The sequence below is a fragment of the Acidimicrobiia bacterium genome (assembly GCA_040902765.1).
In the GTDB taxonomy this organism is placed as follows: domain Bacteria; phylum Actinomycetota; class Acidimicrobiia; order Spongiisociales; family UBA11373; genus DATKBG01.
Genome location: JBBDWO010000019.1, coordinates 45,510 through 71,010 on the forward strand (window position 1 = coordinate 45,510; position 25,501 = coordinate 71,010).

Annotated in this window: 23 protein-coding genes; 1 reads left to right on the forward strand and 22 read right to left on the reverse strand. The window is 67.6% G+C overall.

What is annotated here, in order from left to right; genetic code table 11:
• Positions 1-47 precede the first annotated feature (47 nt).
• The 7 genes from WEA29_05480 to pilM are packed head-to-tail and all read right to left on the reverse strand — an operon-like array spanning position 48 to position 6,175.
• Positions 48-1,109: a Xaa-Pro peptidase family protein gene (locus WEA29_05480; protein ID MEX2323203.1), complete on the reverse strand. Its 1,062-nt coding sequence runs from the start codon at positions 1,107-1,109 to the stop codon at positions 48-50.
• The gene (locus tag WEA29_05485) at positions 1,106-2,125 is read right to left on the reverse strand and encodes a 3-dehydroquinate synthase family protein (protein ID MEX2323204.1); all 1,020 of its coding nucleotides are present in this window, start codon (positions 2,123-2,125) and stop codon (positions 1,106-1,108) included. Before WEA29_05485 ends, WEA29_05480 begins: the two co-directional genes overlap by 4 nt.
• Complete coding sequence (locus WEA29_05490; GenBank protein MEX2323205.1) at positions 2,115-2,618, reverse strand: shikimate kinase; 504 nt, start codon at positions 2,616-2,618, stop codon at positions 2,115-2,117. The genes WEA29_05485 and WEA29_05490 overlap by 11 nt, the downstream gene beginning before the upstream one ends.
• The gene (aroC, locus tag WEA29_05495) at positions 2,618-3,769 is read right to left on the reverse strand and encodes a chorismate synthase (protein MEX2323206.1); all 1,152 of its coding nucleotides are present in this window, start codon (positions 3,767-3,769) and stop codon (positions 2,618-2,620) included. Before aroC ends, WEA29_05490 begins: the two co-directional genes overlap by 1 nt.
• Before the next feature lie 23 nt (positions 3,770-3,792).
• Entirely contained in the window at positions 3,793-4,446 is a 654-nt protein-coding gene (gene pilO / locus WEA29_05500; protein ID MEX2323207.1) for a type 4a pilus biogenesis protein PilO, read from the reverse strand.
• A complete protein-coding gene (locus WEA29_05505) occupies positions 4,446-5,060 on the reverse strand; it encodes a hypothetical protein (protein MEX2323208.1) in 615 nt (204 codons plus the stop codon). Before WEA29_05505 ends, pilO begins: the two co-directional genes overlap by 1 nt.
• The gene (pilM, locus tag WEA29_05510; protein MEX2323209.1) at positions 5,057-6,175 is read right to left on the reverse strand and encodes a type IV pilus assembly protein PilM; all 1,119 of its coding nucleotides are present in this window, start codon (positions 6,173-6,175) and stop codon (positions 5,057-5,059) included. The genes WEA29_05505 and pilM overlap by 4 nt, the downstream gene beginning before the upstream one ends.
• A gap of 233 nt (positions 6,176-6,408) precedes the next feature.
• Here pilM and WEA29_05515 point away from each other — a divergent pair, with 233 nt between their 5' ends.
• Positions 6,409-7,170 carry a prepilin peptidase gene (locus WEA29_05515; protein MEX2323210.1) on the forward strand — a complete coding sequence of 254 codons (762 nt, stop codon included), beginning with the start codon at positions 6,409-6,411 and terminating at the stop codon, positions 7,168-7,170.
• A 121-nt stretch (positions 7,171-7,291) separates the two neighbouring features.
• Here the strand turns inward: WEA29_05515 and WEA29_05520 are convergent, their stop codons facing one another.
• The 15 genes from WEA29_05520 to WEA29_05590 all read right to left on the reverse strand — a co-directional run bounded on the left by WEA29_05520 (position 7,292) and on the right by WEA29_05590 (position 25,489).
• Positions 7,292-7,729: a type II secretion system protein gene (locus WEA29_05520; GenBank protein ID MEX2323211.1), complete on the reverse strand. Its 438-nt coding sequence runs from the start codon at positions 7,727-7,729 to the stop codon at positions 7,292-7,294.
• 367 nt (positions 7,730-8,096) lie between these two features.
• Positions 8,097-9,323, reverse strand: a complete 1,227-nt coding sequence (locus WEA29_05525) for a type II secretion system F family protein (protein MEX2323212.1) — start codon at positions 9,321-9,323, stop codon at positions 8,097-8,099.
• A complete protein-coding gene (locus WEA29_05530; protein ID MEX2323213.1) occupies positions 9,320-10,924 on the reverse strand; it encodes a PilT/PilU family type 4a pilus ATPase in 1,605 nt (534 codons plus the stop codon). Before WEA29_05530 ends, WEA29_05525 begins: the two co-directional genes overlap by 4 nt.
• Positions 10,924-12,588, reverse strand: a complete 1,665-nt coding sequence (locus WEA29_05535; protein ID MEX2323214.1) for an ATPase, T2SS/T4P/T4SS family — start codon at positions 12,586-12,588, stop codon at positions 10,924-10,926. The genes WEA29_05530 and WEA29_05535 overlap by 1 nt, the downstream gene beginning before the upstream one ends.
• 90 nt (positions 12,589-12,678) lie before the next feature.
• The gene (locus WEA29_05540) at positions 12,679-13,440 is read right to left on the reverse strand and encodes a shikimate dehydrogenase (GenBank protein MEX2323215.1); all 762 of its coding nucleotides are present in this window, start codon (positions 13,438-13,440) and stop codon (positions 12,679-12,681) included.
• Between the two features lie 2 nt (positions 13,441-13,442).
• Complete coding sequence (gene mltG / locus WEA29_05545; protein MEX2323216.1) at positions 13,443-14,537, reverse strand: endolytic transglycosylase MltG; 1,095 nt, start codon at positions 14,535-14,537, stop codon at positions 13,443-13,445.
• The gene (ruvX, locus tag WEA29_05550) at positions 14,534-14,947 is read right to left on the reverse strand and encodes a Holliday junction resolvase RuvX (protein MEX2323217.1); all 414 of its coding nucleotides are present in this window, start codon (positions 14,945-14,947) and stop codon (positions 14,534-14,536) included. Before ruvX ends, mltG begins: the two co-directional genes overlap by 4 nt.
• Positions 14,944-17,595, reverse strand: a complete 2,652-nt coding sequence (gene alaS / locus WEA29_05555) for an alanine--tRNA ligase (protein ID MEX2323218.1) — start codon at positions 17,593-17,595, stop codon at positions 14,944-14,946. The genes ruvX and alaS overlap by 4 nt, the downstream gene beginning before the upstream one ends.
• A gap of 133 nt (positions 17,596-17,728) precedes the next feature.
• Positions 17,729-19,072, reverse strand: a complete 1,344-nt coding sequence (locus tag WEA29_05560; GenBank protein MEX2323219.1) for a replication-associated recombination protein A — start codon at positions 19,070-19,072, stop codon at positions 17,729-17,731.
• A 21-nt stretch (positions 19,073-19,093) separates the two neighbouring features.
• On the reverse strand, positions 19,094-20,848 hold the full coding sequence (gene aspS / locus WEA29_05565) for an aspartate--tRNA ligase (GenBank protein ID MEX2323220.1): 1,755 nt from the start codon (positions 20,846-20,848) through the stop codon (positions 19,094-19,096).
• On the reverse strand, positions 20,830-22,059 hold the full coding sequence (hisS, locus tag WEA29_05570; protein MEX2323221.1) for a histidine--tRNA ligase: 1,230 nt from the start codon (positions 22,057-22,059) through the stop codon (positions 20,830-20,832). The genes aspS and hisS overlap by 19 nt, the downstream gene beginning before the upstream one ends.
• Positions 22,056-22,706, reverse strand: coding sequence for an MBL fold metallo-hydrolase (locus tag WEA29_05575; protein ID MEX2323222.1), 651 nt, complete (start codon positions 22,704-22,706; stop codon positions 22,056-22,058). The genes hisS and WEA29_05575 overlap by 4 nt, the downstream gene beginning before the upstream one ends.
• A 52-nt stretch (positions 22,707-22,758) precedes the next feature.
• On the reverse strand, positions 22,759-24,195 hold the full coding sequence (locus WEA29_05580; protein MEX2323223.1) for a hypothetical protein: 1,437 nt from the start codon (positions 24,193-24,195) through the stop codon (positions 22,759-22,761).
• 266 nt (positions 24,196-24,461) lie between these two features.
• Positions 24,462-24,986, reverse strand: coding sequence for a prepilin-type N-terminal cleavage/methylation domain-containing protein (locus WEA29_05585; protein ID MEX2323224.1), 525 nt, complete (start codon positions 24,984-24,986; stop codon positions 24,462-24,464).
• On the reverse strand, positions 24,983-25,489 hold the full coding sequence (locus WEA29_05590) for a prepilin-type N-terminal cleavage/methylation domain-containing protein (GenBank protein MEX2323225.1): 507 nt from the start codon (positions 25,487-25,489) through the stop codon (positions 24,983-24,985). Before WEA29_05590 ends, WEA29_05585 begins: the two co-directional genes overlap by 4 nt.
• Between the last annotated feature and the right edge of the window lie 12 nt (positions 25,490-25,501).

Sequence of the window (25,501 nt, forward strand, 5' to 3'; positions counted from 1 at the left end):
GCCGTCAGCTGCCAGCTGCCAGCTGCCAGCCAGGAGGCGAACCGCGGTCATGTGGTGAGGGCCTTTGGGGAGGAGGTGAGGACCCGATTGCCGGTCTCGGTCACCAGGACCATGTCTTCGATGCGCACGCCGCCGATGCCGGGCAGGTAGACGCCGGGCTCCACCGTGACGGCATCTCCCGGTACCAGACGATCCTCGTTGCCGCGCCGGACCCACGGGGGCTCGTGGATCTCGAGCCCCACCCCATGGCCGGTGCTGTGGAGGAACTGCTCCTCGTAGCCGTAGCCGCGCAACACCGCACGACACGCCTCGTCGACGTCGTTGCACGACACTCCCGGGCCGACGGCGGCGATGCCCGCCTCCTGGGACTCGAGGACCGCGGCGTGAACCCTGACCATCTCGTCCGACGGTTCGCCGCTCAGCCAGACGGTGCGACTCATGTCGCTGTGGTAGCCATCGACGACGCATCCGTAGTCGAGCAGGAGGAGCGCATCTCCGACCGGCTTCCGTCCGGAGCGATAGTGCGGGATCGAGGCGCCGGCTCTGGCGGCGACGATGGGCTCCCACCCGGCGGCCTCACCACCCTTCGACCGCATCACGTCGATCAGACGCCACCCCAACTCGGCCTCACCGACCGCTGGCTCGGCGAGCTCCGACAACCGGGCAAAGGCGGCGTCGCCGGCGGCGGCCGCCTTCGAGAGCGCCTCGACCTCCTCGGGGTCCTTGGCCCGACGGAGCCGCTCGACCGAACCTCCCCCGGCGGCCGGAATGACCCCCGTCTCCCGGCCGAAGTCGGTGGCCCATCCCCAGGTGACCCCGTCGGCCTCGAGGGTCACGGTGTCGAGTCCTGAAACGAGGCCCCTCAGCGTGTCCCACAGGCCGCTGGTATACACGACGAGATCCGTCTGAGGAAGGTCGGCGACCAGGGCCCCGGCGAGTTCCCCGTAACGGCCGTCGGTGACGAACGTGGCAGGCCCGTCAGGGGTCACCAGCAGCCAACCGCTGCTCCCGGTGAACCCGGTGAGGTACCGCAGGTTGGGGAGCCGAGACACGAGCAACGGAGCCTCGATACCGGCTCGCAACGCCTCGAGCCGTGCAGCGTGGTTCATCGACGACGACCTCCGTGGATTCCGACGGACCCCAAAGCGGCGTCAACGGTAGCCGCACCGACGTGGACCACCTCCGGAGCCCCGATGGCCCGCAGGAGGACCATCCGCACCCCTCCGGCGTCTCGCTTCTTGTCCCGGCCGACCTGGGTGAGGACCTGCGCAGGGTCGGCTTCTGCGGCCTCGGTGGGCAAACCGAGACCGGCGACGATGTCTCGCTGGCGATCCTCGTCACCGAATCCCACCTCGAGCGCCGAAGCGCGCCCGGCGGCGACCATGCCGACCGCCACCGCCAGCCCGTGGGGCCACCCGGTGACCGTCTCGACTGCGTGACCGACCGTATGCCCGTAGTTGAGATGGGCCCGCTCGCCCTCATCCAAGGGGTCGCGGCGGACGATGTCCTGCTTGACGGCGAGGGCGCGTCCCACCACGGTCTCCAGGTCCGCTGCGGCGCCCTGGGCCTCGATGAGATCGACGAGGGCGGGGTCCCCGACCAGGCCCGCCTTGAGGGCTTCGGCGAAGCCCTGCCGCTTCAGGTCGTCGGGGAGCGCATCGAGGATCCCGGCGTCCACCACTACCCGCCGCGGATCCCGGAACACCCCGACCAGGTTCTTGCCACCGACGTTGACTCCGGTCTTCCCGCCCACGGCCGCATCGACGGCTCCAAGGAGCGTCGTGGGGACATAGATCGCGGCGACTCCTCGGAGGTACACCGCGGCTACGAAACCGGCGAGATCGGTGACCGCCCCGCCGCCGACTCCCACGACCAGACCGTCGCGGCGCATTCCGCGTTCGAGGAGCCACCCGACCACGCGCTCGACGTTATGGAGCGTCTTTGCCGCGTCCCCAGCGGGCACGACGAGCACGTCGCCGGGCACGTCGCCGAGCGCCGTTGCCACCTGGCGGGCCACGGCCTCGGCTCCGGGTTGGGTGATGATCCCTACGAAGCCCGGACGAAGCCCTCCGAGAAGGCGTTGGTGATCGAGCACCCCGCGCCCCACCACCACCTCAGTCGACATGCGATGCCTCCCAGTAGGCGACCACCAGGTCGGCCACCGTCGAGGCCGGGCCTGACGCCTCGACGGTGACATGGGCCGCCTCCTGGTATCGCCCTTGTCGCTCCTCGAGCAGCCGCTCCATCGCCGTGATCGGATCGCTGCCCAGCAGGGGCCGGCCCTCCCCCGAGCCCACTCTCCGGGCGAGCTCCTCGACCGGAACGTCCAGCCAGACGACCAACCCCGAGGAGCGCATCCGTGCCACTGAACCGTCGTCGAGGACGACCCCACCGCCCGTGGCAACGACGGCCTCGGACGCCGCGATCCCGACGACGGCCTCGGCCTCGGTCCTTCTGAAGGCCACCGGATCGGTGGTGAGGAGATCCCCCGTCGCCTCCCCTGAGCTCGTCTCCACCAGATCGTCGGTGTCCACGAAGTCGAGCCCGAGCCGCTCGGCGACGAGCCAACCCACCGTCGACTTCCCGGATCCCATCATGCCGACCAACCACAGGGGCATCAGAACGCCTCCAGGCGACCCCGCCTCCGCGCCACCGCTTCGACGAACTCGTCGACCGTGTCCCCCCCGAACACGCGCTGCATCTCCGATGCCAGCACCCAGGCGACCATCTGCTCGCACACCACTCCCGCCGCGGGTACGGCACAGACATCCGAGCGCTCGCGGAAGGCGGCGGCGGGCTCCTTGGTGACCACGTCGGCGCTGCGCAGCGGCCGCATGAGCGTCGACAGCGGCTTCATGGCGGCTCTGGCCCTGATCGTCTGCCCGGTGCTGACACCGCCCTCGATGCCGCCGGCTCGGTCGGTATCTCGGGTGAACGACCCGTCACGCACGTCGATCTCGTCGTGAGCCTCCGACCCGCGGCGCGCCGCGGACGCGAAGCCGTCGCCGATCTCCACGGCCTTGATCGCCGGTACCGACATGAGAGCGCCGCCGAGGAGTCCGTCGAGCTTCCGGTCCCAGTGGACGTGGCTGCCCACGCCAGCCGGCACGCCGAAGCCGAGTACCTCGACCACGCCTCCCACGCTGTCGCGTTCGGCGTGGGCCCGGTCGATGCGCTCCATCATCGCCGCCTCGACCGACCGGTCGAACACCCGAACCGGAGATGCGTCGACAGCGTCACGGTCGTCTGGACCGGGGCGGACGCCGTCCTCCACGACGATCCCGCCGATGGAGACGACATGGCTCAGCACAGAGGCGCCGGCGGCCCCCAGGAGCTGCTTGGCCAGGAACCCGGCGACGGTCCGTGCCGCGGTCTCTCGAGCCGATGCTCGCTCGAGGATGTTGCGGGCGTCATACGACCCGTGCTTCTGCATGCCGGCGAGGTCGGCATGTCCAGGCCGAGGCGTCGTCAAGGGCCGTTTGGGTTCACCCTGTCGAGGATCCATCTCCTCCTGCCACCGCGGCCATTCCGTGTTGCGGACCACGATCGCCACCGGACTTCCCAGGGTCTTGCCGAAGCGCAGGCCGCCGAGTGGTTCCAATTCGTCGCGCTCGATGTTCATGCGCTTGCCCCGGCCGTGACCGAGGCGCCGCCGGGCGAGCTCGTGGGCAAGGCCGTCGAGGTCGACGCTGAGCCCCGACGGGAGACCTTCGACGATGGTGACCAGACCGGGTCCGTGTGACTCCCCGGCGGTGAGGAACCGCAGCATGACCGGAGGCTACCCGCGAAGGATCAGCCCTCCGTGTCGGCCCCGTCGCCGTCGACCGGATCCTCCGGTGCCGGTGGATCGTCGACCACCGTCGTGGTGGTGGTGTCGTCGATGGGGATCACCGATTCCAGGCCGTCGGGCAGTGCGCCGGACAGCGTGAAGAAGCGGATCTGGAGTGAGACGCCCAGCCCGCCGTCCTCGTCGGCACCGACGCTCATGGCAATCGCATCCACTCTCGCCAACCTGGGCAGGTCGTTGACCGCGATGAGGAAGTTGACCACCTCGAAGTAGCCACCGGTGAAACGGGTGGTGACGACGATCGATCGCATCCCTCTCCCGTCGCTGGGCTCGGCGGGAAGGCCGGGGACCAACGAGAGGAGCTCCACCCGGCTCCGCAATGCGAGGTCATACAGGCTGTCGATGATCTCGTCGAGCTCCGGATCGTCGGGGATGGCGACACTGAGCGAGTCCAACGCGCTGCGGTACTCGGATTCCAACTCGGCCACGGACCGGAGGTCGGCGACCTGCTCCCGCAGACGTAGCTCTTCGTCCTGGGCGACCTGTAGATCGGCGCGGAGCTCGTCGACCCGTGCCGCCTTCGGCGAGAACAAGAAGAACCACCAAACGGCGCCGAGTAGCACCAGCAGCAATCCCACGAGTACCGGTCGCCGGGTCATCAGGGCACCTCCGGGACGATGCGGTCGATGCGGCCGGTTCCCGACTGCGGGGTGAGGATCGCCGTCGAGGTGAAGTTGACGGTGAGCTCGTCGTCGAGAATCTGGCGCATGATGTTGGTCACCCACGGGCCGGTGACACCGCCGAAGTCCTCACTCTCCAGGGTACGCAGCCACTCGGCGACGTCAGGGAAGTCGGGTCCGAACCCGCTGAACGCGACCCTCCCGAACGCACCTTCCACGTCCCCGCCACCGGCGGTCCCGCTGAGAGTCTCGATCCGAATGTCGGAAGACACCAGGCGAACCAACTCAGTGAGGAACCGGCCCCAGTCGACGTCGCGGTCGAGAGCGACATGGACCTTGTCCACCCGATCCTGGTAGGTGGCGCGGAGGTCGTCCATCGGCGCCAGAGCGGCCACTGCGGCACCGAGGCTCTCGTTGACCTGGTTCTGGGCCCGCACATCTTCGCTCGCCGCGGTCACCCACTGCTCCTGCCAGTAGACGCCGTAGACCATCCCCGCCACCGCGAGGAGAACGATGAGCACGGTGGCGATCAACCCACCGCGACCGCGCCGACCAGTGGCCCCGCGTGTCGGGAGCAGGTTGATCGGCCTCATGCCGACTCCTCTTCCATCGCGGGATCGAGTCGCCGACTCGCCGGCACCACGTACTCCCCCCACAGGGCGAGGCCCACCGCGGCAGGCAGCACCGGCTGATAGGCGAGCAACTCGTTCCTGGTCATCTTGAGGCGCCCGACGTCCACGTGGTCGAGGACCCGCGCCGCCTCCACCCTCGTGTCGAGAACTCTCCCAATACGGTTGGCCAGGTGAGGCAGGCGAGCGCCGTTGCCGGCCACGATCAGCTGCTCCAGCGCGGGCTCATCCGCCTGGGACAGGTAGTAGTTGACCGAGCCGCGCACGTCGTCGATCAGCCGGTCTGCGGTCTCGGTGAGGATCACCCCGGCGGCGACGGCACCGCCGGACCCGCTGGGAACGCCCTCGGGCAGGACCCCCACCTGACGCTTGAGGTCCTCGGCGACGTCCACATCGATCTCGAGTCCCTCGGCGAGGTCGTGGGTGAACTTTTGGCCACCGGTTGGCAGCAGCCGAACGAATCGGATGACCCCGTCGCGGACGATGGCGATCTGCGTGAGGGATCCGCCGATGTCGATGAGGGCATGAGAGCCCCCATCTGCGGCGAGCAGGTCGGTACCGAAGCTGGCTCGCACCAGCGCGAACGCCTGCAGGTCGACCGCCAGCAGGCGGATGCCAGCCGCAGCGGTCAGGTCGATCAGACCCTCGATCATCTCGCGATGGGCGGCGACCGTGAGGATCGACAACATCGGGGCTCCTTCGGAGCCGGTGAACTCCTCCACCGGGACGAAGTCGAGCACCGCGTCCTCCACCGGGATGGGGATCGCGTCCTGGACCAGATACGGAAGGGCTTCGACGATCTCGGATTCGCCGAGCGAGGGGATGTCGAGGTGCCGGACGATCACCCGCTGATTGGCGACCCCGATAACGACGCGCTTCTTCGGGAACTTGCCCTGTTTCCACAGGGCGACGAGCGCCTCGCGGACCGCACCCTCGTCGACGATCTCGCCGGCTTCGACCGCTCCGGGCGGCAGCGGCATCTCGCCGAACTGCCGCAGTATCGGGGCCGACCGCGTCGTCTCCACGACGGCGGCGCGTACGGCCTCCGATCCGATCTCGAGTCCTGTGATGACCGGCATGGTCTCCTCTGCGCGATCGAGCGGATCGCGGCGTCACCAATGCGTACGGCAAGCGTAGGAAGGCACCACCCGGCAACCAAGGATCACCGGCAGAACGACCCGCGCCCGCAGACGGAGTACTTCGGAGGGCCGAGCCCACTACTTGAGCGTGAAGAGCTCCTCAACCGTCAACCGTCAGCCGGGAGGTCTGGCCATGAGCCATGAGCCATGAGCTGCTTTGCTACCTTCGTCCCGTGCCGATCGCCATCGCCGCCGTGTTCGGGCTCCTCGTCGGCTCGTTCCTCAACGTCATCATCTATCGGATCCCGGCAGGGCGGTCGGTGGTACGGCCCCGATCGGCCTGCCCGCACTGCGGCTCTCAGATAGCCGCGATCGACAACATCCCACTGCTCTCGTGGATCCTCCTGCGTGGCCGGTGTCGGCGCTGCCAGGCACCGATCTCGATTCGATACCCCATGGTCGAGGTAGCGACCGCGGGCCTGTTCGCCGCCACCACCGCGATCGTCGGAGTGGGCCCGCTGCTGCCCGCCCACCTGTGGTTCGTCGCGGTGACCTTCGTCCTCGCCATCATCGACCTCGACACCAAACGCCTCCCCAACCGGCTCCTGTATCCCAGCACCGCGGTCGCATTGGTACTCCTCATCGGCGGCACCGCCTTCGAAGGCAACTGGCACGATCTCGGGAGGGGCGCCCTGGGGGGACTCGCCTATTTCGCCGGGCTGTATGCGCTCGCCGTCGTCGCCCGCGGCGGCTTCGGCTTCGGAGACGTCAAACTCGCCTTACTCCTCGGCCTCTTCGTGACCCGCGTCTCATGGGGAGCGCTGGGCGTGGCCGTCCTCGGCGCCTTCTTCCTCGGCGGGATGGTGGGCGTGGCCCTGCTCGCCACCCGCCGCGCCGGGCGCAAGACGGCCATCCCCTTCGGTCCGGCGATGGTCCTGGCAGCCTGGCTGGCGATCGCGATCGGACAACAGGTCGTGGAGTGGTACCTGGGTTAAGCAGAAGGCAGAGGGCCTCGTCCCTCGCCCCTCGCCCCTCAGACGCACGAGGGGGCGGCTTGCGCCGCCCCCTCGTGCGTTACGGATCAACCTTCGTGGTCGACCGTGGGATCGATGGTGATTACCAGCCGAGAGTCGACCAGCCTGCGGGAGCACCCGCGAGCGTGGGACAAGTGGCTGTGGTTCCCTGCGAGTAGTACGTGGCTCCGTTGGCGACCTGGTACACGGCGAACGTATTAGTCGACTCGCTGGTGCCGTGGAGGCACAGATCGGCGCCGACAAGGTTCATCGTGATCGCATCGAGCCGGGCGTTGGCCTCGATCGCGAGGATCGTCGCGTCGACGTTGGTGAACACATTGTTCTCCAACTGGTACGCGTTTTCTGCCAACAGCACGTTGCGCAGATCGCTCTGTACGGACCGGTCCTGGGCGTTCCGACGGAATCCGAGGAACGACGGGATGGCGATGGCGATGAGAATTGCAATGATCATCACCACGACCATCAGTTCGATCAGGGTGAAACCGTCTTCACGGCGTCCCTGACGCATTGCCTTGAACATTGAGACCTCCTGGATCTCCGACTGTGATGGACCGTGACCGGCCCACAGGTCGATTTATCGGCCCCGATGCCCCAGACCTTGAGAGGCAAATGCGGACGGGGACCGCATCACGGGCACCACCACCTCACGCATCACGATTTGGCGAATAGCGAACCGCGAATCGCGAATCGTGCTGAAAAGCAAACAGCCGACGGAGGGAGGGACACCGTCGGCCGTTCGCCGGAGGACGTGGTGACCGTGGGAAGGACACCGATGCCAGAGTGATCGGCACGAGCCTGCCGAACTTGAGGGGATTTGAAGAGACGGAACAACGCTCAACGCTCAACGCAGGAGGGACCACATCTTGCGTTGAGCGTTGAGCGATTTGCTACTGAATCAACGACGCGATGTTGAACATCGGAAGGTACAGGGCGATGAGGATCCCGCCCACGCTCAAGCCCATCACGATGATGAGCAGCGGTTCGATCAGCGAGGTCAGCGCGCTCACCGTGTCCTCGACCTCCTGGTCGTAGAAGTCGGAAACCTTGCTGAGCATCGTATCGATGGCGCCGGTCTCCTCGCCCACCACCATCATCTGCGTCACCATCGGCGGGAACACCTTGTGACGATCGAGGGGGTGGGCCAGCGACTCGCCTCGCTTCACCGACTTCTGCATGTCGATGACGCCGGCGCGTACCTGCGAATTCCCGGCGGTTTCGGCCACGATGTCGAGGGCCTGGAGCACCGGCACGCCGCTCTTGCTGAGCACCGACAGAGTGCGCGAGAAGCGGCTGATCGCCACCTTCTGCACGAGCCCGCCGATCACTGGCAGCCTCAACTTCAGGGCGTCGTATGAGACCCGCCCCGTCGGGCTGCGCTTCCAGCGCCGAAAGGTGACGATGCCGCCGACGATCGCGCCAACCGCGATCCACCAGTAGGTGGTGAGAGCAGACGACACAGTGATGAGCATCTTGGTCGGCGCCGGCAGCGACCCGCCGAGGTCGGTGTACATGGCGTCGAAGATGGGCACGACGAATACCAGCATGCCCGTGAGCACGAGCACGATGAGGCCGAGCACAACCATCGGATATGCCATCGCAGACTTCACCTTGGCGCGCAGGCGAACCCCGGCCTCCAGTGTGTCGGCCAGGCGGTTGAGCGTCTCGTCGAGCGCACCGCTGACCTCTCCGGCTTCGATCAACGACACGTAGAGGTGATTGAACACCTTGGGATGCGCCTCGAGAGCACTGGAGAGCGCCGTCCCCTCCTCCACCCGATGTCGCACGTCGGCGATCACCTTGCGCAGCTCGGCGCCCTCCGTCTGCTGCTCGAGCACGGTCAGAGCCCGAACCAGGGTCAGGCCCGAATTGACCATCGTCGCCAGCTGACGGCTGAGGATCGCCACCTCCTTCGGCTTGACCGACTTCTTGAAGCCCGGGATGGTGATTTCCTTGCGAAGGGCAGACACCGTCCGCTTCTCCACCTTCAGCGGCACATACCCCTTGGAACGCAGGGCGTGGGCGACCGACGAGGCGTTGGGTCCTTCCATCACGCCTTCGTGAAGACTCCCGGAGCGATCGCGGGCTCGGTATTCGTAGGCGACAGCGCTGCTCATCGGCCCCCTCCCATCAGGTTGTTGAGTTCATCCACGCTGTGGGCCCGTTCCAGGGCCATGTCGCGCGAGATCTTGCCGGCGCGCACCAGGCTGGCGAGCGCCGAGTCCATGCTCTGCATGCCGTGGCGGGCTCCCGACTGGATCGCGCTGCGGATCTGGTGCACCTTGCCTTCGCGGATGAGGTTGCGGATGGCGGGGGTGGCCACCATCACCTCTACCGAGGCGACCCGACCCCTGCCATCCAGGGTGGGCAGGAGCTGCTGACTGACCACGCCCTGGAGGGATTCGGCCAGCTGGACCCGGACCTGCTGCTGCTGGTGGGGAGGGAACACATCGATCATGCGCTCCACGGTGCTGGCGGCGTCCTGGGTGTGGAGAGTCGCCAGCACCAGGTGCCCGGTCTCGGCAGCGGTGAGCGCCGTCGAGATCGTCTCCAGGTCGCGCATCTCACCCAGGAGGATCACATCGGGGTCCTGCCTGAGAGCGTGACGGAGAGCGTTGGCGAACGACCCGGTATCGGCGCCTACCTCTCGCTGGTTGACAATCGCCTTCTTGTGCATGTGGATGAACTCGATCGGATCCTCGATGGTCATGATGTGGACCGACCGATTTGCGTTGACTAGGTCGACGAGCGCAGCCAGCGTCGTCGACTTGCCCGACCCGGTGGCTCCGGTGACCAGTACGAGCCCCCGGGGCAGAATGCCGAACTCCCGAACCGCTGGCGGCATGCCCAGGGCCTCGAGCGACACGATATCGTTGGGGATGGCCCGCATCACGGCACCCACCGTGCCACGTTGGAAGAACACGTTGACCCGGAATCGGCCCCGAGCCGGCAGCGGGTGCGAAGCGTCGAGCTCCAGCTTGTCCTCCAACTCCTCCCGCTGGCGAGCGGTCAGGATGGCGTAGATGACCGAGCGCAGCGGACCGGGGAGCAGGATCCCATGTCCGGGCATCTCCCTCAGTTCGCCGTTGACCCGGACCCGCGGAGGTGATCCCGCGCTGAGGTGCAGGTCAGAGCCACCCATGTCGATCAGTTCCTCGAGGAGCTGGTTGATGTGGAATTCGGGTTCATCGGCGTCGCTGTCGCCAGCGTTCGGTGCCGTCGACCCGATGCCGACCCGCCCCCCGGCCAGTGCCGGGTTCGAGCCTTCAGTGTCCTGAGGGGTGTATGCCCGGCGAATGGCTGCTTCCAAGCCCGCCTTGGCAACCAGGGCGAGGGTAACCGGGTACTTAGCCTCGTCGGTGAGCCGCTTTCCCAGGTCGAAATCGAACGGGTCGACGACGCCGACGACGAGACGGTCGCCCGAGATCCGGATCGGTAGGGCGGACTCGTCGGCGGCGACCCTCGCCGGAAGTCGGTTCGTGGCGGCGCGGTCGACGCTGCTGTGTGCCGATGGGTCGTAGAACTCGACGCCGGCGAGTCCGGCGACCTTGCGGAGGACGTCGACCTGTCGGACGATGCCGGATTCGATCAGCTCCCGAACCAGATTGCCGCCCTCCATCGCGGTCGCCGCCGATGCCTCGGCGAAGGCGTCCACGGAGAGCAGGTTGTCGTCGACGAGTGCCTGGCCAACCCGTCGCGTGATCATGTCGATTGCCATCAGGCCACCACCCTCAGTACTTCTTCGAGGCTCGTCAGTCCGAGCTTTACTTTCTCCATGCCATCGGCCCGCAGAGTCACCATGCCCTGCTCTATCGCCTTCGCCTTGATCTCGTCCGATCGGCGATGGTCGACCGCCATGTGCTGTATCTCTTCGGTCACCACCATCAATTCATTGATGGCAAGTCGCCCCGAATATCCGGTCCCCGAACACATCGAGCAGCCAGCGGGGCCGAAAATGGCGGCCCTCCCGTAGTACGGGCCGATGCCGATGTCCTTGGCCACCTCCTGAGGGACGTCCTGCGGCGTCTTGCAGCGGTCGCACAGTTTGCGAGCGAGCCGCTGGGCAAGCACGGAGTCCAGCGCCGACGACACCAGGAAGGGCTCCACCCCCATATCGATGAGACGACCGACACTCGAGGCCGCATCGTTGGTGTGCAGGGTGCTGAGTACGAGGTGGCCGGTGAGTGCCGACTCGACGGCGATCTTCGCGGTCTCCACATCGCGCACCTCGCCGATCAGGATGATGTCGGGGTCGGACCTGAGAATGGACTTCAGAGCGGTGGCGAAGTGCAGGCCGGCCTTGCGGTTGACCTGGACCTGATTGACCCCGGCGAGTCGGTACTCGACCGGGTCCTCGACCGTGATGATGTTCTTTTCGGGGCTGTTCAGCTGTTCGAGCGCGGCGTACAGCGTCGTCGTCTTTCCGGACCCGGTGGGGCCGGTGACCAGGATCAGCCCGTGCGGGCGTCGGAAGGAGCGCTCGAAGGGCTCGAGCGTGTGCGGGAGGAAGCCGAGGTCGGGGAGGTTGAGGACGGCGTCCTCCTTGTCGAGGATCCGCAGCACCACTTTCTCGCCGTAGATGCCCGGGAGGGTGGCGACGCGTAGGTCGATGGCACGACCGGCCACCCGGACACTGATACGCCCGTCCTGGGGAACCCGCCGCTCGGCGATGTCCAGGTCGCCCATGATCTTGAGGCGACTGACCACCGCGTTGGCCACCGAGCGCGGCGTGGTCATGATTTCGTGCAGCACGCCATCGATGCGGAACCGGATCCGGAGGTCCTTGGCACCCGGCTCGACGTGGATGTCGGAGGCTCGCTCGTTGACGGCCCGGGTGATCAGGGTGCTGACCAGCTTGACGACCGGTGCCTCCTCGACGGCGGCTTGGATGGCTCCGAGGTCCTCCAGGTCGGCGTCGCCGGGCGCCAGCTCTGCGATGTCGAAATCTTCGGTCTCCTCGCGCTGATGCCAACCGTGGGCGGCCTGGATGTCGGACCTGGTGGCCACCCGCACGATCACCCTGCGTCCGGTGAGGGCTCTGACGTCGTCGATGACGAGCACATTCGCTGGATCGGCCATGGCCAGTACGAGGTCCTCTCCCTCGAAGCCGATCGGGATCACCGTGGCGCGACGAGCGATCGAGTCGGGCACCAGGGCCACCGCCGCCGGGTCGACCACGGCGTCGGCGAGGTTCACATACTCGAGGCCCATGTAGTCCGCCATGGCCCGAACCAGGGAGGCCTCGTCGTGCGTCGAGTCGTCGACGAGGACGTCGATGAGCGACTCGCCGGTTTCAGCCTGTCGTTCGGTGGCGTTGTCTACGTCCTGCTCGGTGACGAGCCCGGACCCGATCAGCGCGGCGCCGATCTCGTCCTTTTCCATGAATGGGTCCTCGTACTGGGTATCCCTATAGATGTCGGCATGCTCAAGGGTGCCCTTGACGGGTTCATCGCTGGCGGTCGACCGCTCGTCTCAACGGCGGGCGGCACGCTCCATCACGTCGACGGGTGGTTCCAGTCCGGTCCACAGTTCGAACGAGACAGCCGCCTGAGCGACGAGAGCGTCGATCCCGTCGAAGACGGTCAGACCGAGGCGACGCGCCTGACGCGTCGCCGGCGTCGGCTCGTCGCCGTAGGGAAGATCGATGAGCGCCTCCTGACCGGCCAGGAAGTCGGCCGGGAGGGGCTCTCGATCCATGCCGAGCGTCGTCGCATTGATCACGATCTGACCGGGCAACGGCGGCGCCCATCCGGCGACCGTGGCTTCGATGCCCAGGGCATCCACCAGGGCTGCGGCACGCGCCTGGTCTCGCCCCAGAACGGTCACCACTTTGCCTTCGGCGGCGAGGAGGGCCACCGCTGCGGTGGCACCGGTACCGAGCACGACGATCGGCAGCGCGGGAAGTCTGCCGATCAGGGAGCGCAACCCCGACGCGTCGGTGTTGTCACCGACGAGGTCACCATCGTCGAGGTAAAGCGTGTTGACCGCGCCAGCGCGACCCGCGGTGATGCTCGTCCGATCGCAGAGTTCGACGGCCGCCGCCTTGAGCGGAGTCGTGACGTTGGCTCCGTCGAGGTGACCACTGCGAAGCTCGTCGCAGCCGCTGCGCAGCCCGACGGTGTCACAGCGACGAGCCTCGTACCCGCCCTCCATCCCGACGGCGCGCAGAGCGGCCTCGTGGATGGCCGGAGACCTCGAGTGAGCGACCGGATCGCCAAAGAGGGCGAGCCGCACCGTCAGTCCACGCCCTCGAGCTGCCACCGCAAGAACTCGTCGAAGTCGTCGGTGAAGCTGTGCGATCCGTCGTCGCCGGTGAGCAGGTAGAACAGGTACACCGTATCCGCCGGGTGAGCCGCCGCCTCCAACGACGCCGCCCGCACCCCGGCGATCGGCGTGGGCGGCAGCCCGTGATTGCGATATGTGTTGTACGGGCTGTCTACTTCGAGATGGGCGAGGGTCAGGCCGCCGTCGGGTACCCCACCGAGGGCATAGATGACCGTCGCATCGATCTGGAGCATCATCTCGATGGCGAGCCGATTGAAGATGACGCTGGCGACGAGCGGCCGCTCCTCGTCGAGTACCACTTCGCGCTCGATGAGTGAGGCGATGATCAACCCGTCGTACGGTGTCAACCCCAGATCGGTCAGATGGGTCCAATCCACGGCGGCGACGCGTTCCTCCATGGTGGAGGCAAGCCGGCTCAGCAGGTCGACCGCGGTCGCCGACGTGCGAAACTCGTAGGTGTCGGGAAACAGGAGCCCCTCCCAGTCGGACACCGACTCCGGGGCATCCGGCAGCAGCGTCGAGGTGACGGTCCCGTCGAGCAAGGGTGCGGTGAGTTCGGCGAGCGGGATGTCGGTCTGCCGTGATATCGACTCGAGCATCTGGGCGACGGTCAGCCCTTCGACCACGGTGAGTCGATACACGCCGACCCCCGGGCCGGCGATCAGGATGTCGAGGACCGCATCCGGGGCCATCCCGGTCACCAGCTCGTAGGTGCCCGCCTGCAGGCGATCGCTGGCCCGAGCGTCGCGCACCGTCCGATCGAAATCCGAGGCCGAGGCGACGACGCCAGCGGCGGCGAGATCCCGAGCTATCTGAGAAGCCGGCTCACCGGGGGCGACCACGAAGCTCACCGGCAGGCCCGCCACCACCGTCGACTCGCCCGGAGTGATGACGTCGCGTACCGCGGCACCGAGCCATCGGACCCCGACGTAGGCAACGACGAACATGCCGACGATCATCCCTGCGATGAGCAGGCCGCGGGCCGCCCTCCCGCCCGGAGTCGGGCCGGATGGGGGTGGCGTGTAGTCCTCCAGCTCGACGCTCATCGGCGAGTCTCCAGGTAGTCGCTGAGCAACAGCGCGGCAGCCACCCCGTCGCGGAGGCGGCGGCGCTTCGACCGGCGGAGGCTGCCCTCGAGCAGCGCCCGCTCGGCGATCACGGACGTGTACCGCTCGTCGTGCAGCGTAGTGGGAACCCCGAGATGCGCCTCCACCCGAGCGGCGAAGTCCCGCGCCGCTTCCGCCGCAGCGCCCTCCGCACCCGAGAGCGACGTCGGTAGACCGACCACGACGAGTCCGACGCCGAGGTCACGCACCAGGTTCCCGATGGCGTCGAGCAGGCCAGGATCGCCAGCATCCAGCGACGGACGGGGATGAGCAGCGATTCCCTCGGCGTCGGTGACGGCGACCCCGATGCGATGGCTGCCCGGATCGAGAGCGAGGATGCGCCCGGTCACGCCGACGCCAGCGCCTCCTGCGCCGCCACCCGAGCCCGATCCATCGCCTCGGCAAGCCGGTCGCCCTTCGGCCCACCCGCCTGGGCGAGCGCCGGATCGCGGCTCGCCCCGCCGCCGAGTACCGAGGCGGCCGCCGATGCGATGGTCGCCGCCGACACTCCTCGGGCGACGAGATCGTCGGTGACCACCACCACGATCGAGGCCTTGCCGTCCCTGGGTGCTCCGACGACGGCGACCCCTGATCCGACCCGATCCCGAACCTGCAACGCGAGCAGGCGGAGCCCGTCGACGTCGGCGCCGTCGGCGACGGTGACCACGAGGCGCCTCCCGCCGACCTCATCCGCCTCCGCGGCGAGCCGCTCGGCGGTCCCGGCTCGACTGCTCGCTTCGAGGACCTCGAGTCGCTCCTCGAGGTCGCGGTTCTTCTGGAGAAGGCGCTCTACCGCTTCCAGGGCCCCGTCTGCATTGGTCTTGAGCACGCCGGCGGTGGCGTCTAGTTGCTGCCGAAGCCGGCTCAGGTGGGCGTAGCCCGCCGCACCGGTGTAGGCCTCGACGCGACGCAGGTTGGCCCCGATCGACGACTCGTCGGTGAGCACCACCGGTCCGACCTGCCCGCTGGTGGCCACGTGGGTGCCGCCGCACAGCTCCAACGAGTAGCCACCGATGTCGATGACCCGGACGTGGTCGCCATAGTCCCCGTACTTCTCCCCGAAGAACGCGAGCGCTCCCATGGCGTCGGCTTCGTCGGGAGTCACCAGCCTGGCCTCGACCAGGGCGTTCTCGATCACCCGCTGGTTGGTGGCCTCTTCGACGATCGCCAACTCGTCCCGGGACAGGGAGAGGTGGTGGGTGAAGTCGAATCGCAGGCGATCGGGCTCGACCACCGAGCCCGCCTGCCGAACGTGCTCCCCCAGGACTTCGCGTAGCGCCCAGTGCAGTATGTGGGTACCGGTGTGGCTCTTGCGGATCCGCTCCCGCCGGTCGGCATCGACCTCGAGCTTCGCCGGCTGGCCGACTTCGACCGTGCCGGAGACGACGGTCGCCTCATGGCCGTGCAGGCCGTAGACCGCGTGCCTGGTGTCGCTGACCCGGAGTGTCCCGGTGGGGGTCTCGATGATTCCGGTGTCGCCCACCTGGCCACCCCGCTCGGCATAGAAGGTGCTCGCGTCGAGGAAGACCTCGACGTCGGCCCCGTCACCCGCGCTCTGCACCTGTTCGCCATCGAGCACGAGCGCCAGGATCGTGGCCTCGGTGTCCACGTCGGTGTAGCCCCGGAACTCGGTCGGACCCTCGGCATCCATGATGGTGCGGTAGACGCTCGTGTCGGCGGCCGCTGCCTTTGCCTTGCGGGCTTGGCGCGCCCGCGATCGCTGCGCCTCCATCTCGAACTCGAAGCCATCACGATCCACTTCGACGCCCGCCTCGGCCGCGATCTCCTCGGTCAGCTCGACAGGGAATCCGAACGTGTCGTGCAATTTGAAGGCGGTACCGCCGGGAAGGAGGTGCTCGTCGCCGAGGGCCTCGAGCTCGGCACTCAGGAGCGAGTGGCCCGACTCGAGAGTGCGCAGGAATCGCTCCTCCTCGCGCAACGCCGTCTCCACGATGCTGTCGGACGCTCCGGCGAGCTCCGGGTACGCCTCCCCCATCATCTCGACCGTCGCCTCGACCAGGCGCGGGGTGATCGGTTCTTTGGCGCCGAGCTGCCAGCCGTGACGCACGGCCCGGCGGAGGAGTCGCCGCAGCACATAACCCCTGCCCTCATTGGACGGCACGATCCCGTCGCCGATCATGAAGCTGAGAGAACGACCGTGATCGGCGAGAATCCGCAGGCTGACGTCGGACACGTCGCCCGTCCCGTATCGGGTCCCGGTCGCCGCCTCCCCCGCTTCGAGGACGGGGGCGACGAGATCGGTGAGGAAGGCGTTGTCCACCTCCTGGAGGAGCACGGCAATCCGCTCGAGCCCCGCACCGGTGTCGATGCTCTTCATGGGCAGATCGCCCACCACGTGATAGGGCTCGTCCTGGACGTACTGCATGAACACGAGGTTCCAGAACTCCATGAACCGCGACTCGTCGACGATGGGTCCCCCGGGCTCACCGTGCTCGGGCCCCCGGTCGTAGAACAGTTCCGAGGACGGCCCGGCAGGGCCGGCCACCCCCATCTGCCAGAAGTTGTCCCGGTCGCGACGCTGCACCCGATCCGGCGACACACCGACACCATCGATCCAGATCTCGGCGGCTTCGTCGTCGCTGTGATGAACGGTGAACCACAGCCGATCGGGATCGAACCCGAACACTTCGGTGGACACCTCGTACGCCCACGGGATCGCCCGCTCCTTGAAGTAGTCGCCGAACGAGAAGTTGCCCAGCATCTCGAAGAAGGACATGTGCCGCGCCGTCGTTCCCACGATGTCGATGTCGACGGTACGAACACACTTCTGTGAGGTAACCGCACGGGGATACGGCGGTGTCTCCTCACCGAGCAGGTAGGGCTTGAAGGGCACCATCCCGGCGACGGTGAGCAGCAGGGAAGGGTCGTTGGGCACGAGCGATGCCGAGGACACGACCTCGTGCTCCCGCGCCGCGAAGAAGTCGATGAAGGCGCGTCTGATCTCCGCGCCGGTCTTCGGTGTGGTGATCGCCGCCATGATCCGGGGAGGGTAGTGAGCTACCAGCTACCAGCTACCAGCCAACAGCCAACAGCCAACAGCCAACAGCCAACAGCCAACAGCCAACAGCCAGAGGATGTCTGGCTATGAGCCATGAGCTAAGAGCCATGAGCTACTCGCGGCTCTTCTTCCCCATCACCCGGTCGATCTCGGTGAGGCGGTCGGCGATCCGCGCCTCGGCCCCGCCTCGTTTCGGCCGGTAGATGATCCGATCGATGGCCTCGTCGGGGAGGTATTGCTGGGCGACCAGGCCCCCCTCGTGGTCGTGGGGATAGTCGTACCCGACGCCGTGGCCGAGGTCGGCCGCCGCGGAGAACCCGGTCGACCGCAGATGTGGCGGCACCGTCGACGACGGCGTCTCCTCGACGGCAGCAGCCGCCCTCCGCATCGCCTTGGCCACCGAGTTGGACTTCGGCGCCGTCGCCAGATACAGCGCGGCGTGGTGCAGGGCGTACGACGCTTCCGGCAGGCCGACGAAGGCAAGGGCGCGAACGGCGTTCACGGCGATGGCGAGCGCCGCCGGGTCGGCCAATCCGACGTCCTCGGACGCCAGGATCACCATACGACGGGCGATGAACTCGGGATCCTCGCCGGCGGAGAGCATCGTCTCCAGCCAGTAAACGGCGGCATCGGGATCGGACCCGCGCACGCTCTTGATGAAGGCCGAGATCACGTCGTAGTGCTGGTCGCCCTTCTTGTCGTATCGGACGATCCGACGCTGGAGCGCCTCTTCGACCTCGGGGAGGCCGATCCGGTCCGAGCCGGCCCCGGCGGCGAGTACCGCGGCGACCTCCAGAGCGTTGAGCGCCAACCGGGCGTCACCGCCGCTCCGCGTGGCCAGCGCGTCGCGAGCCTCCTCGGTGATCCCGATGGAACCGTGGACCCCGCGTTCGGCGTCGCCGAGCGCGGTATCGATCAGGCGGGCGACGTGCTCCGGGTCGAGCGACTCGAGCCGAAACAGGGTGCTGCGCGAGATCAGTGGCGAGTTCACTTCGAAAAAGGGGTTCTCGGTCGTAGCCCCGACGAGGATCACGAGCCCCGACTCCACACCGGGCAGCAGTGCGTCCTGCTGCGCCTTGTTGAACCGGTGGATCTCGTCGAGGAAGAGCACCGTCCGTCGCTCGTCGGTCTCCAGCCGCTCGGTGGCCCGGGCCAGCACCTCGCGGACGTCCTTGACGCCCGCCGAAGTCGCCGAGAGCTGCTCGAACGCGGCGGCACTCTCCGAGGCCACCAGCCGAGCCAGCGTCGTCTTCCCGGTCCCCGGCGGACCCCACAGGATCATCGAGATCGGCTTGCCGCTGCGCACCATGATCCCGAAGGCGGCGCCAGGCCCTAGGAGGTGTTCCTGTCCGACGACCTCGTCGAGGGTACGCGGGCGGATCCGAGCGGCGAGCGGCTCCACACTCGTGCGTCGGGCCTCGCGCTCGGCGGCGAAGAGATCTGTCTGGTCAGCCATCAGATATCACTCTGCCGTCGGTCAGACCACATCGGGATCCACGACGAGTCCCAGGCCCAGCTCTTCCAGCTGGGCCGCATCGACCGGGGAGGGGCTGCGGGTCAACGGGTCCGAGCCGCTCTGGGTCTTGGGGAACGGAATCACCTCGCGGATGTTCGGCTCGTTCTGGAGGATCGCCACCAGGCGGTCGATCCCGATGGCGAATCCGGCGTGGGGAGGAGTCCCGTATCGCAGGGCCTTCATGAACCAGCCGAAGCGCGACTCGGCCTCCTCATCCGAGATCCCGAGGATGTCGAAGACCTGTTTCTGCACCGCCGGGTCGTGGATCCGCTCGCTGCCTGATCCCAGTTCGCTCCCGTTGAGCACCAGGTCGTAGGCACGAGACAGCGACTCGGTCGGGCGCTCCGCCATCTCCTCCACGCTGTACGGCCTGGTGAAGGGATGATGCTCCGGAACGAGCTGGCCATCCGGAGTCGTGGCGAACGTCGGAAAGTCGACGACCCACAGCGGTTGGAGGTCGTCGTGCCCCTCCGGCTGGCCGAGGTCGAGCCGCAGCGTCCCGAGCACGGCGCGCACCCGCGCCGGAGCGTCGGCCACCACCAGGAGCAGATCGCCGGGCTTCGCCTCGAGGTCCGAGCGCATCGCCTGCTGGGCGCCGTCGTCCAGGAACTTGGCGACCGGTGACCGCAGCGTGCCGTCGTCCTCGACCACCGCCCACACGAGCCCCTTCGCCCCGAGTCCCTGGGCGCGCTCGACAAGGGCATCGAGCTGGGAACGCGATAGATCGCGGGTGCCGGCGTTGATCCCGGCGACGAACCCATCGTCGGCGAGCACAGAGGTGAACGCCTTGAACTCGCTGCCGGCGACGGCCTCCGACAAGTCCACGATCTTCATGCCGAAGCGGAGGTCTGGCTTGTCGGTCCCGTAGCGTGCCATCGCCTCGTGCCAGGTGAGCCGCGGAAATGGCGTGGTCAGCTCGACACCCCTCGACGACCGCACCACCTCCACGATCACCGCTTCCAGCGCCTCCAACACGTCGTCGCGGCCCCAGAAAGCGCCCTCGAGGTCGAGTTGGGTGAACTCGATCTGCCGATCGGAACGGAAGTCCTCGTCGCGATAGCAGCGCGCCACCTGGTAGTACCGCTCCACTCCCCCGACCATCAGAAGCTGTTTGAACAGCTGAGGCGACTGCGGCAGGGCGTAGAACGACCCCGGCTGGAGCCGGCTCGGTACCAGGAAGTCGCGCGCCCCCTCCGGCGTGGAACGAACCAGCGTCGGTGTCTCCACCTCGAGAAAGCCACGATCGGTGAGCGCCGAGCGCATGGCGGTGATCGCCTTCGACCGAGCCACCAGGTTGGCCGCCATCCTCGGCCTCCGCAGATCCAGATAGCGGTATTCGAGGCGGCGGGTCTCGTCGACGTCGATGCGATCTCCGATCTGGAACGGCAGCGGGTCAGCCGCCGACAGCACTTCGAGCATGTCGGCGCGGACTTCGATCTCACCGGTGGCGAGGTTCGGGTTGACCGTTCCTTCGGGGCGAAGGCCGACCACGCCTTCGACGGCGACACACCACTCGTCGCGCAGCGCCGTCACTCCCGGGTGCTCGTCCGGGTCGACGATCACCTGGATCAACCCTGAGGCGTCGCGCAGGTCGATGAAGGCGACGCCTCCGTGGTCCCGGCGGGTGGCGACCCAGCCACTGAGCCGCACGCGCCGGCCCTCGTCGAAGGCGCCGAGCTCGGTCGCCCGAGATCGCTTCAGCGGTTCTTCAGCCACTTCTGTGTCTCCTCCAGCGTCATCGTCGACTCCTCCCCGGAGGCAAGCCGCTTCACCGTCACCAGACCCTCATCCCACTCCGATCCGACCACGATCGCCGCGGTGGCCCGGCGCCGATCGGCGGCACGGAACTGCGAGCGAACCGACTTGCCCGACAGATCCAGGTCGGCGCTGAACCCGGCGCCGCGCAACGAGGACGCCACGGCGAGTGCCGCCTCGAGCCGCTCTGCTCCGGTCCACACCACGAAGGCGTCGAGTGCCGGCGCGTCGACGACGTCGGGCATGGCCAGCACGACGCGATCGACGCCCATCGCCAGTCCGACCCCGGGCGTCTCGGATCCGCCGAGCATGGCCGCAAGTGGGTCATACCGGCCTCCCCCACCGAGAGCCGACTGGGCGACCCGGTACGAGGCCGCCTGGTACTCGAACACCGTCCGGTTGTAGTAGTCGAGGCCGCGTACCAGTCGCGGGGCGGCGACGAAGGGGATTCCCTGTCGGCGCAGCCCGACCTCGACGGCGGCATGGTGAGTTGCCGCCGCCGATCCGAGGTGGTCGATCGGCACCGGCGCACCCTCCAGCACCGCGTCGTCCTGCTTGCTGTCGAGAGCACGTAGCGGGCTGGTGTCGATCCGCCGGGCCGCTTCGGACGATAGATCCTCCCGACGCTCGTCGAGGAACCGGTACAACAGGTCGCGATAGGCGACCCGGTCCTCGGGGTCGCCTATCGAGTTGAGCAGGACGGAGGCATCGGCGATGCCACAGGCTTGGAGACACCGGTACCCGACCTCGATGACCTCGACGTCGGCCTCGGGGGACGGCTCCCCGATGTACTCGACCCCCACCTGGAAGAACTGGCGGCGACGCCCGGCCTGCGGCTGCTCGTACCGGAACATGGGGCCGGCATAGGAGACCTTGAGGATCTCGTCACCGCCGCGGTCCAGGTGGGCCCGCACCACCGACGCCGTCGCCTCGGGCCGCAGCGTCAGCGAACGCCCGCCGCGGTCCTCGAAGGTGTACATCTGCTTCTCGACGACGTCGGTCTCCTCTCCGACCCCCCGGGCGAAGAGCTCTGTGTGCTCGAAGATCGGCGTGAAGACGAGCTGGTACCCGTACCGCTCGGCCAGTTCGTCGAAGGTGCGCAGCACCGTACGCCACCGTTCTGACTCGGGTGGAAGGATGTCGTCGGTTCCCTTGGGGGCGCGCGGGATCACTGTCGGAAGGCCTCGAGGAACGGGTTCGTCTGCAGCTCGGTCGCAAGGGTAGTGGTGGGTCCATGGCCGGGAAAGACGACGGTGCGCGCCGGGAGGTCGAGCACCCGGTCTTCCATGGAGCGCATCAGCGCTTCATGGTCTCCACCGGGGAGGTCGGTCCTGCCGATCGAGCCGGCGAACAGGTGGTCCCCAGTGAACAGCGCCTGCTGATCGCGGAGATGAAACACGCAGTGCCCGGGGGTGTGCCCGGGCGTGTGGACAACTTCGATGCGCAGATCGGCGACGTCGAGGATCTGGCCGTGGGCGAGGGGCGCGTACGACGGGGGTTGTTCGTAGTCGCCGGGTGGGACGCTCCCCCAGAAGGCTTCCAGCAGCCGCTGCGGCTCCTCGGCCAGGAAGGCATCGTCGGGATGCAGGTACACCTCAGCGCCGTGGCGAAGGGCCACCGCACCCGCACCGCCGACGTGGTCGACGTGGCCGTGCGTGACCAGGACCGCCTCGATACTCAGATCGTGGGCCGCGGCGAGGGCATCGATCCCATCGGCATCCGGCGCCGGGTCGATGACGACGGCGGGTCCTCCCGGGCCGCGGGCGAGCACCCACGTGTTAGTGGCGAAGAGCCACAGGATCGCGCGTTCGATCAGCACCGGGCCAGGGTACGCCTCGGCGGGATGACCGGGGTACGCCCCAGCGGGATGATCAGCGCAGCTCGGTCCATTCGGCGAGGCTGCCGTAGACCGTGACCGGCGTCATGAACGAGGTCGCCAGCGAGCCTTCGGTCACGATCACGGCATTGCCGGAGACCGACGAAGTAGACACCGGCGATCCGACCGTGTCGCACGCTTCCTGAGCGACGAACGAACCCTCGATCGAAACGTTGCCGGTATACAGGATCTGCTCGTGGGCGGCGATCACGGCCGCCGAGTGGACGATCTTGCCGTTGCCGGAGGCGGTGATGTCACGACCGGCGACGAGCAGCAGGTTGTTCGGCTCCAGGGCAGTCGACGGCTGGTAGGTGCCCATCGCGAGGCCGCCCGACGTCGAGATGTCGCCACCCAGGTTGTTGGGGCACTCCCCGGAGGACGAGGCGATGATGAGCACCCGCCACAGATCGGTCGCGCTGCCGGCATTGCCACTGATCGAGACCGAGCCGTGGTGGATGTAATACGAGCCGTCGTACTTGGTGTTGCCGTCGCGGCTCCACGAGGCTATGCCGTCAGTGGTGCTGTTGTGACTGAACGAGCGGTACGACCCGGTGGCGAGCTCATGGCCGGTGCACGGAGCGGCGCCGGCGGAGCTGCCGAGCGTCGGGTGAGCCGGACCGGCACGGACCGTTCCACCGGGGCACAGGTCGTACTCGGAGAGATACCAGAGGTCCTCGGGGATGATCTCGGGGATCTCCTGCAGCGGGCGATCGAAACGCTCCGACGGAGCCGGGCAGAACCCGAAGATCTGGACGTTGCTGCCCATGTCGCCGCCGCCGGACGAGGTCACGCACCCGGTCCAGAAGGTGACATTGCCGGACACCGAAATGTAACCATTGGCATGGGCTGAGGCGGCGTTGTTACCCATCACCTCGGGATCGCCGAAGTCAGGCTGCCCGGAGATGGTGAGGTTCGCGCCGCTCAGAAAGGCGTACGACGCATCCCAGGACATGCTGACGATTTGACCCGACCCGAGGATGCTGCCCACGACGCGAACCCGGCGGCTGGCGTCGTCGCGGCCGTCGCAGTAGCCCACCCCGTAGAGCACGATGGACCCTGCGCCTCGCAGGAATACGCCCTCACCTTCGGGAAATTGGAGGACGGCGGTCTCCGCCGCGAGGTCGGCGGCGTCGACGGCAGCGGCGCGCTCGTCACTGGTCCCGACGAACGATGAGGGCACGTAGGTGTCGGTGGCGAACGAATGGTCGGCATCTATCTGGGCCGCACCCCAGTTGAGTGCGGATTCGGCCGAGTCGAGGGCGGCCTCCCAGCAGGAGTCGGCCGCCGCGTTGCCGAACTGGGCCGACCCGCGGCTCATCACCATCGCGGTGACGAGGGACAGGGTCGCGCCGAACATGATCACGCCCAGCACGCCGATGCCCGCGTCGTCAGTCCGCCGGGCCATGCGATACCAGCCACGTACAGTGGTCATACCACTACTGTCGGTATCCGGAGGGAAGAACTTGAGAGGAATTCAGCGGACTTCCGTCTACTCCTGAGCGCCCGTGATCGGCTCGGACCCGCAGGCATCCCCCGGCAGCGGACCATCGAGGCTGATCGTCGGATTCCCACTGATCTGATTGGTCTCGACCGGCGACCCCGGGGGGTGGCACTCGGAAACGGGGGATGAGGGCTCCCGCCACTGTGGCGGCGCCCATCGCTAGTGCTGCACCGGCGCCTCCTCCCGGAGGTGCCGGGTCACGGGGCGTTTCTGAGGAAGATCTCCGTCTGGATGGAACGGGTGCCGTCGCTCGACCCCACGGCGGCGGTGAGCTCGATGCCGATCCGGCGGATTTCGCCCACCGCGGCGGCATCGAAGGTGAAGCCGCTCGAGCCAGCGACCAGGTTGGACACTACGGAGCTCGATGCTCCGGCGTTGGTCGATCGGACCAGTGACCCGCCGGTCGTGATCTCCCAGGTGATCGTCTCTCCGAGATCGACGATGCCATCGGCGTCCTCGTCGAGCCAGAAGGTCACCGACGAGGCCGACGCACCGGTCAGCTCGGTGATGGCGCGCAACTCCCGGGTCAAACGCTCCTTGGCGTGCCTGAGATCCTGGACGGCGCGGTCATCATCGCGGTGCAGGTTGGCGGATCGCATCGCCGTGGTCATGCCGGCGACCAGCGCGGTGGCGATGAACGACATGAGCAGCATCGAGACCATGAGCTCCACCAGGGTCATGCCGCCCTCCCCCCGGAGGAGTTTGGAGCGAAAGCGGTTCATCGCGTCGACACCTCGGCGATCAGCGTGGCCGCCCGATGGGTGAACGTGGCGTCGCCGTGCTGCCAGGTGATGATCACCACCACGCGACGAAGGCCAAGACCGGCGTCGGTGACGTACTGCCATACGGTGTAGTCCGTCGTGTCGACGCCCTCGTAAAGCAAGGGTCGGATGGCGCCCGATCCGGACACCACCAGGGTCTCGTCCGCCGTGAGACCGGCCTCTCCGGCGAGGAGTACCGTCCCGCCGCTGCCGGTGTGCGGGGACTCTGCCGGCACGTAGGTCATGGCGAGTTGGACCCACACCTGCGACCTAGCGAACTCGAGATGCTCGACGCCGAGCGCCGTCGCCGACTGATTGGCGTGGGTCAGGCGGGACCCCCGGAAGGCGGCGGTCATGGACCCGGCGAAGGCGGCCATGATGATGATGGCAATGAGGCTCGCCACCAGGGCTTCGATCAGGGTGAAGCCATCGTCGTCGCGCAGGGAGCGCGCAGGTCGGGTCATGCCGTTGTATCG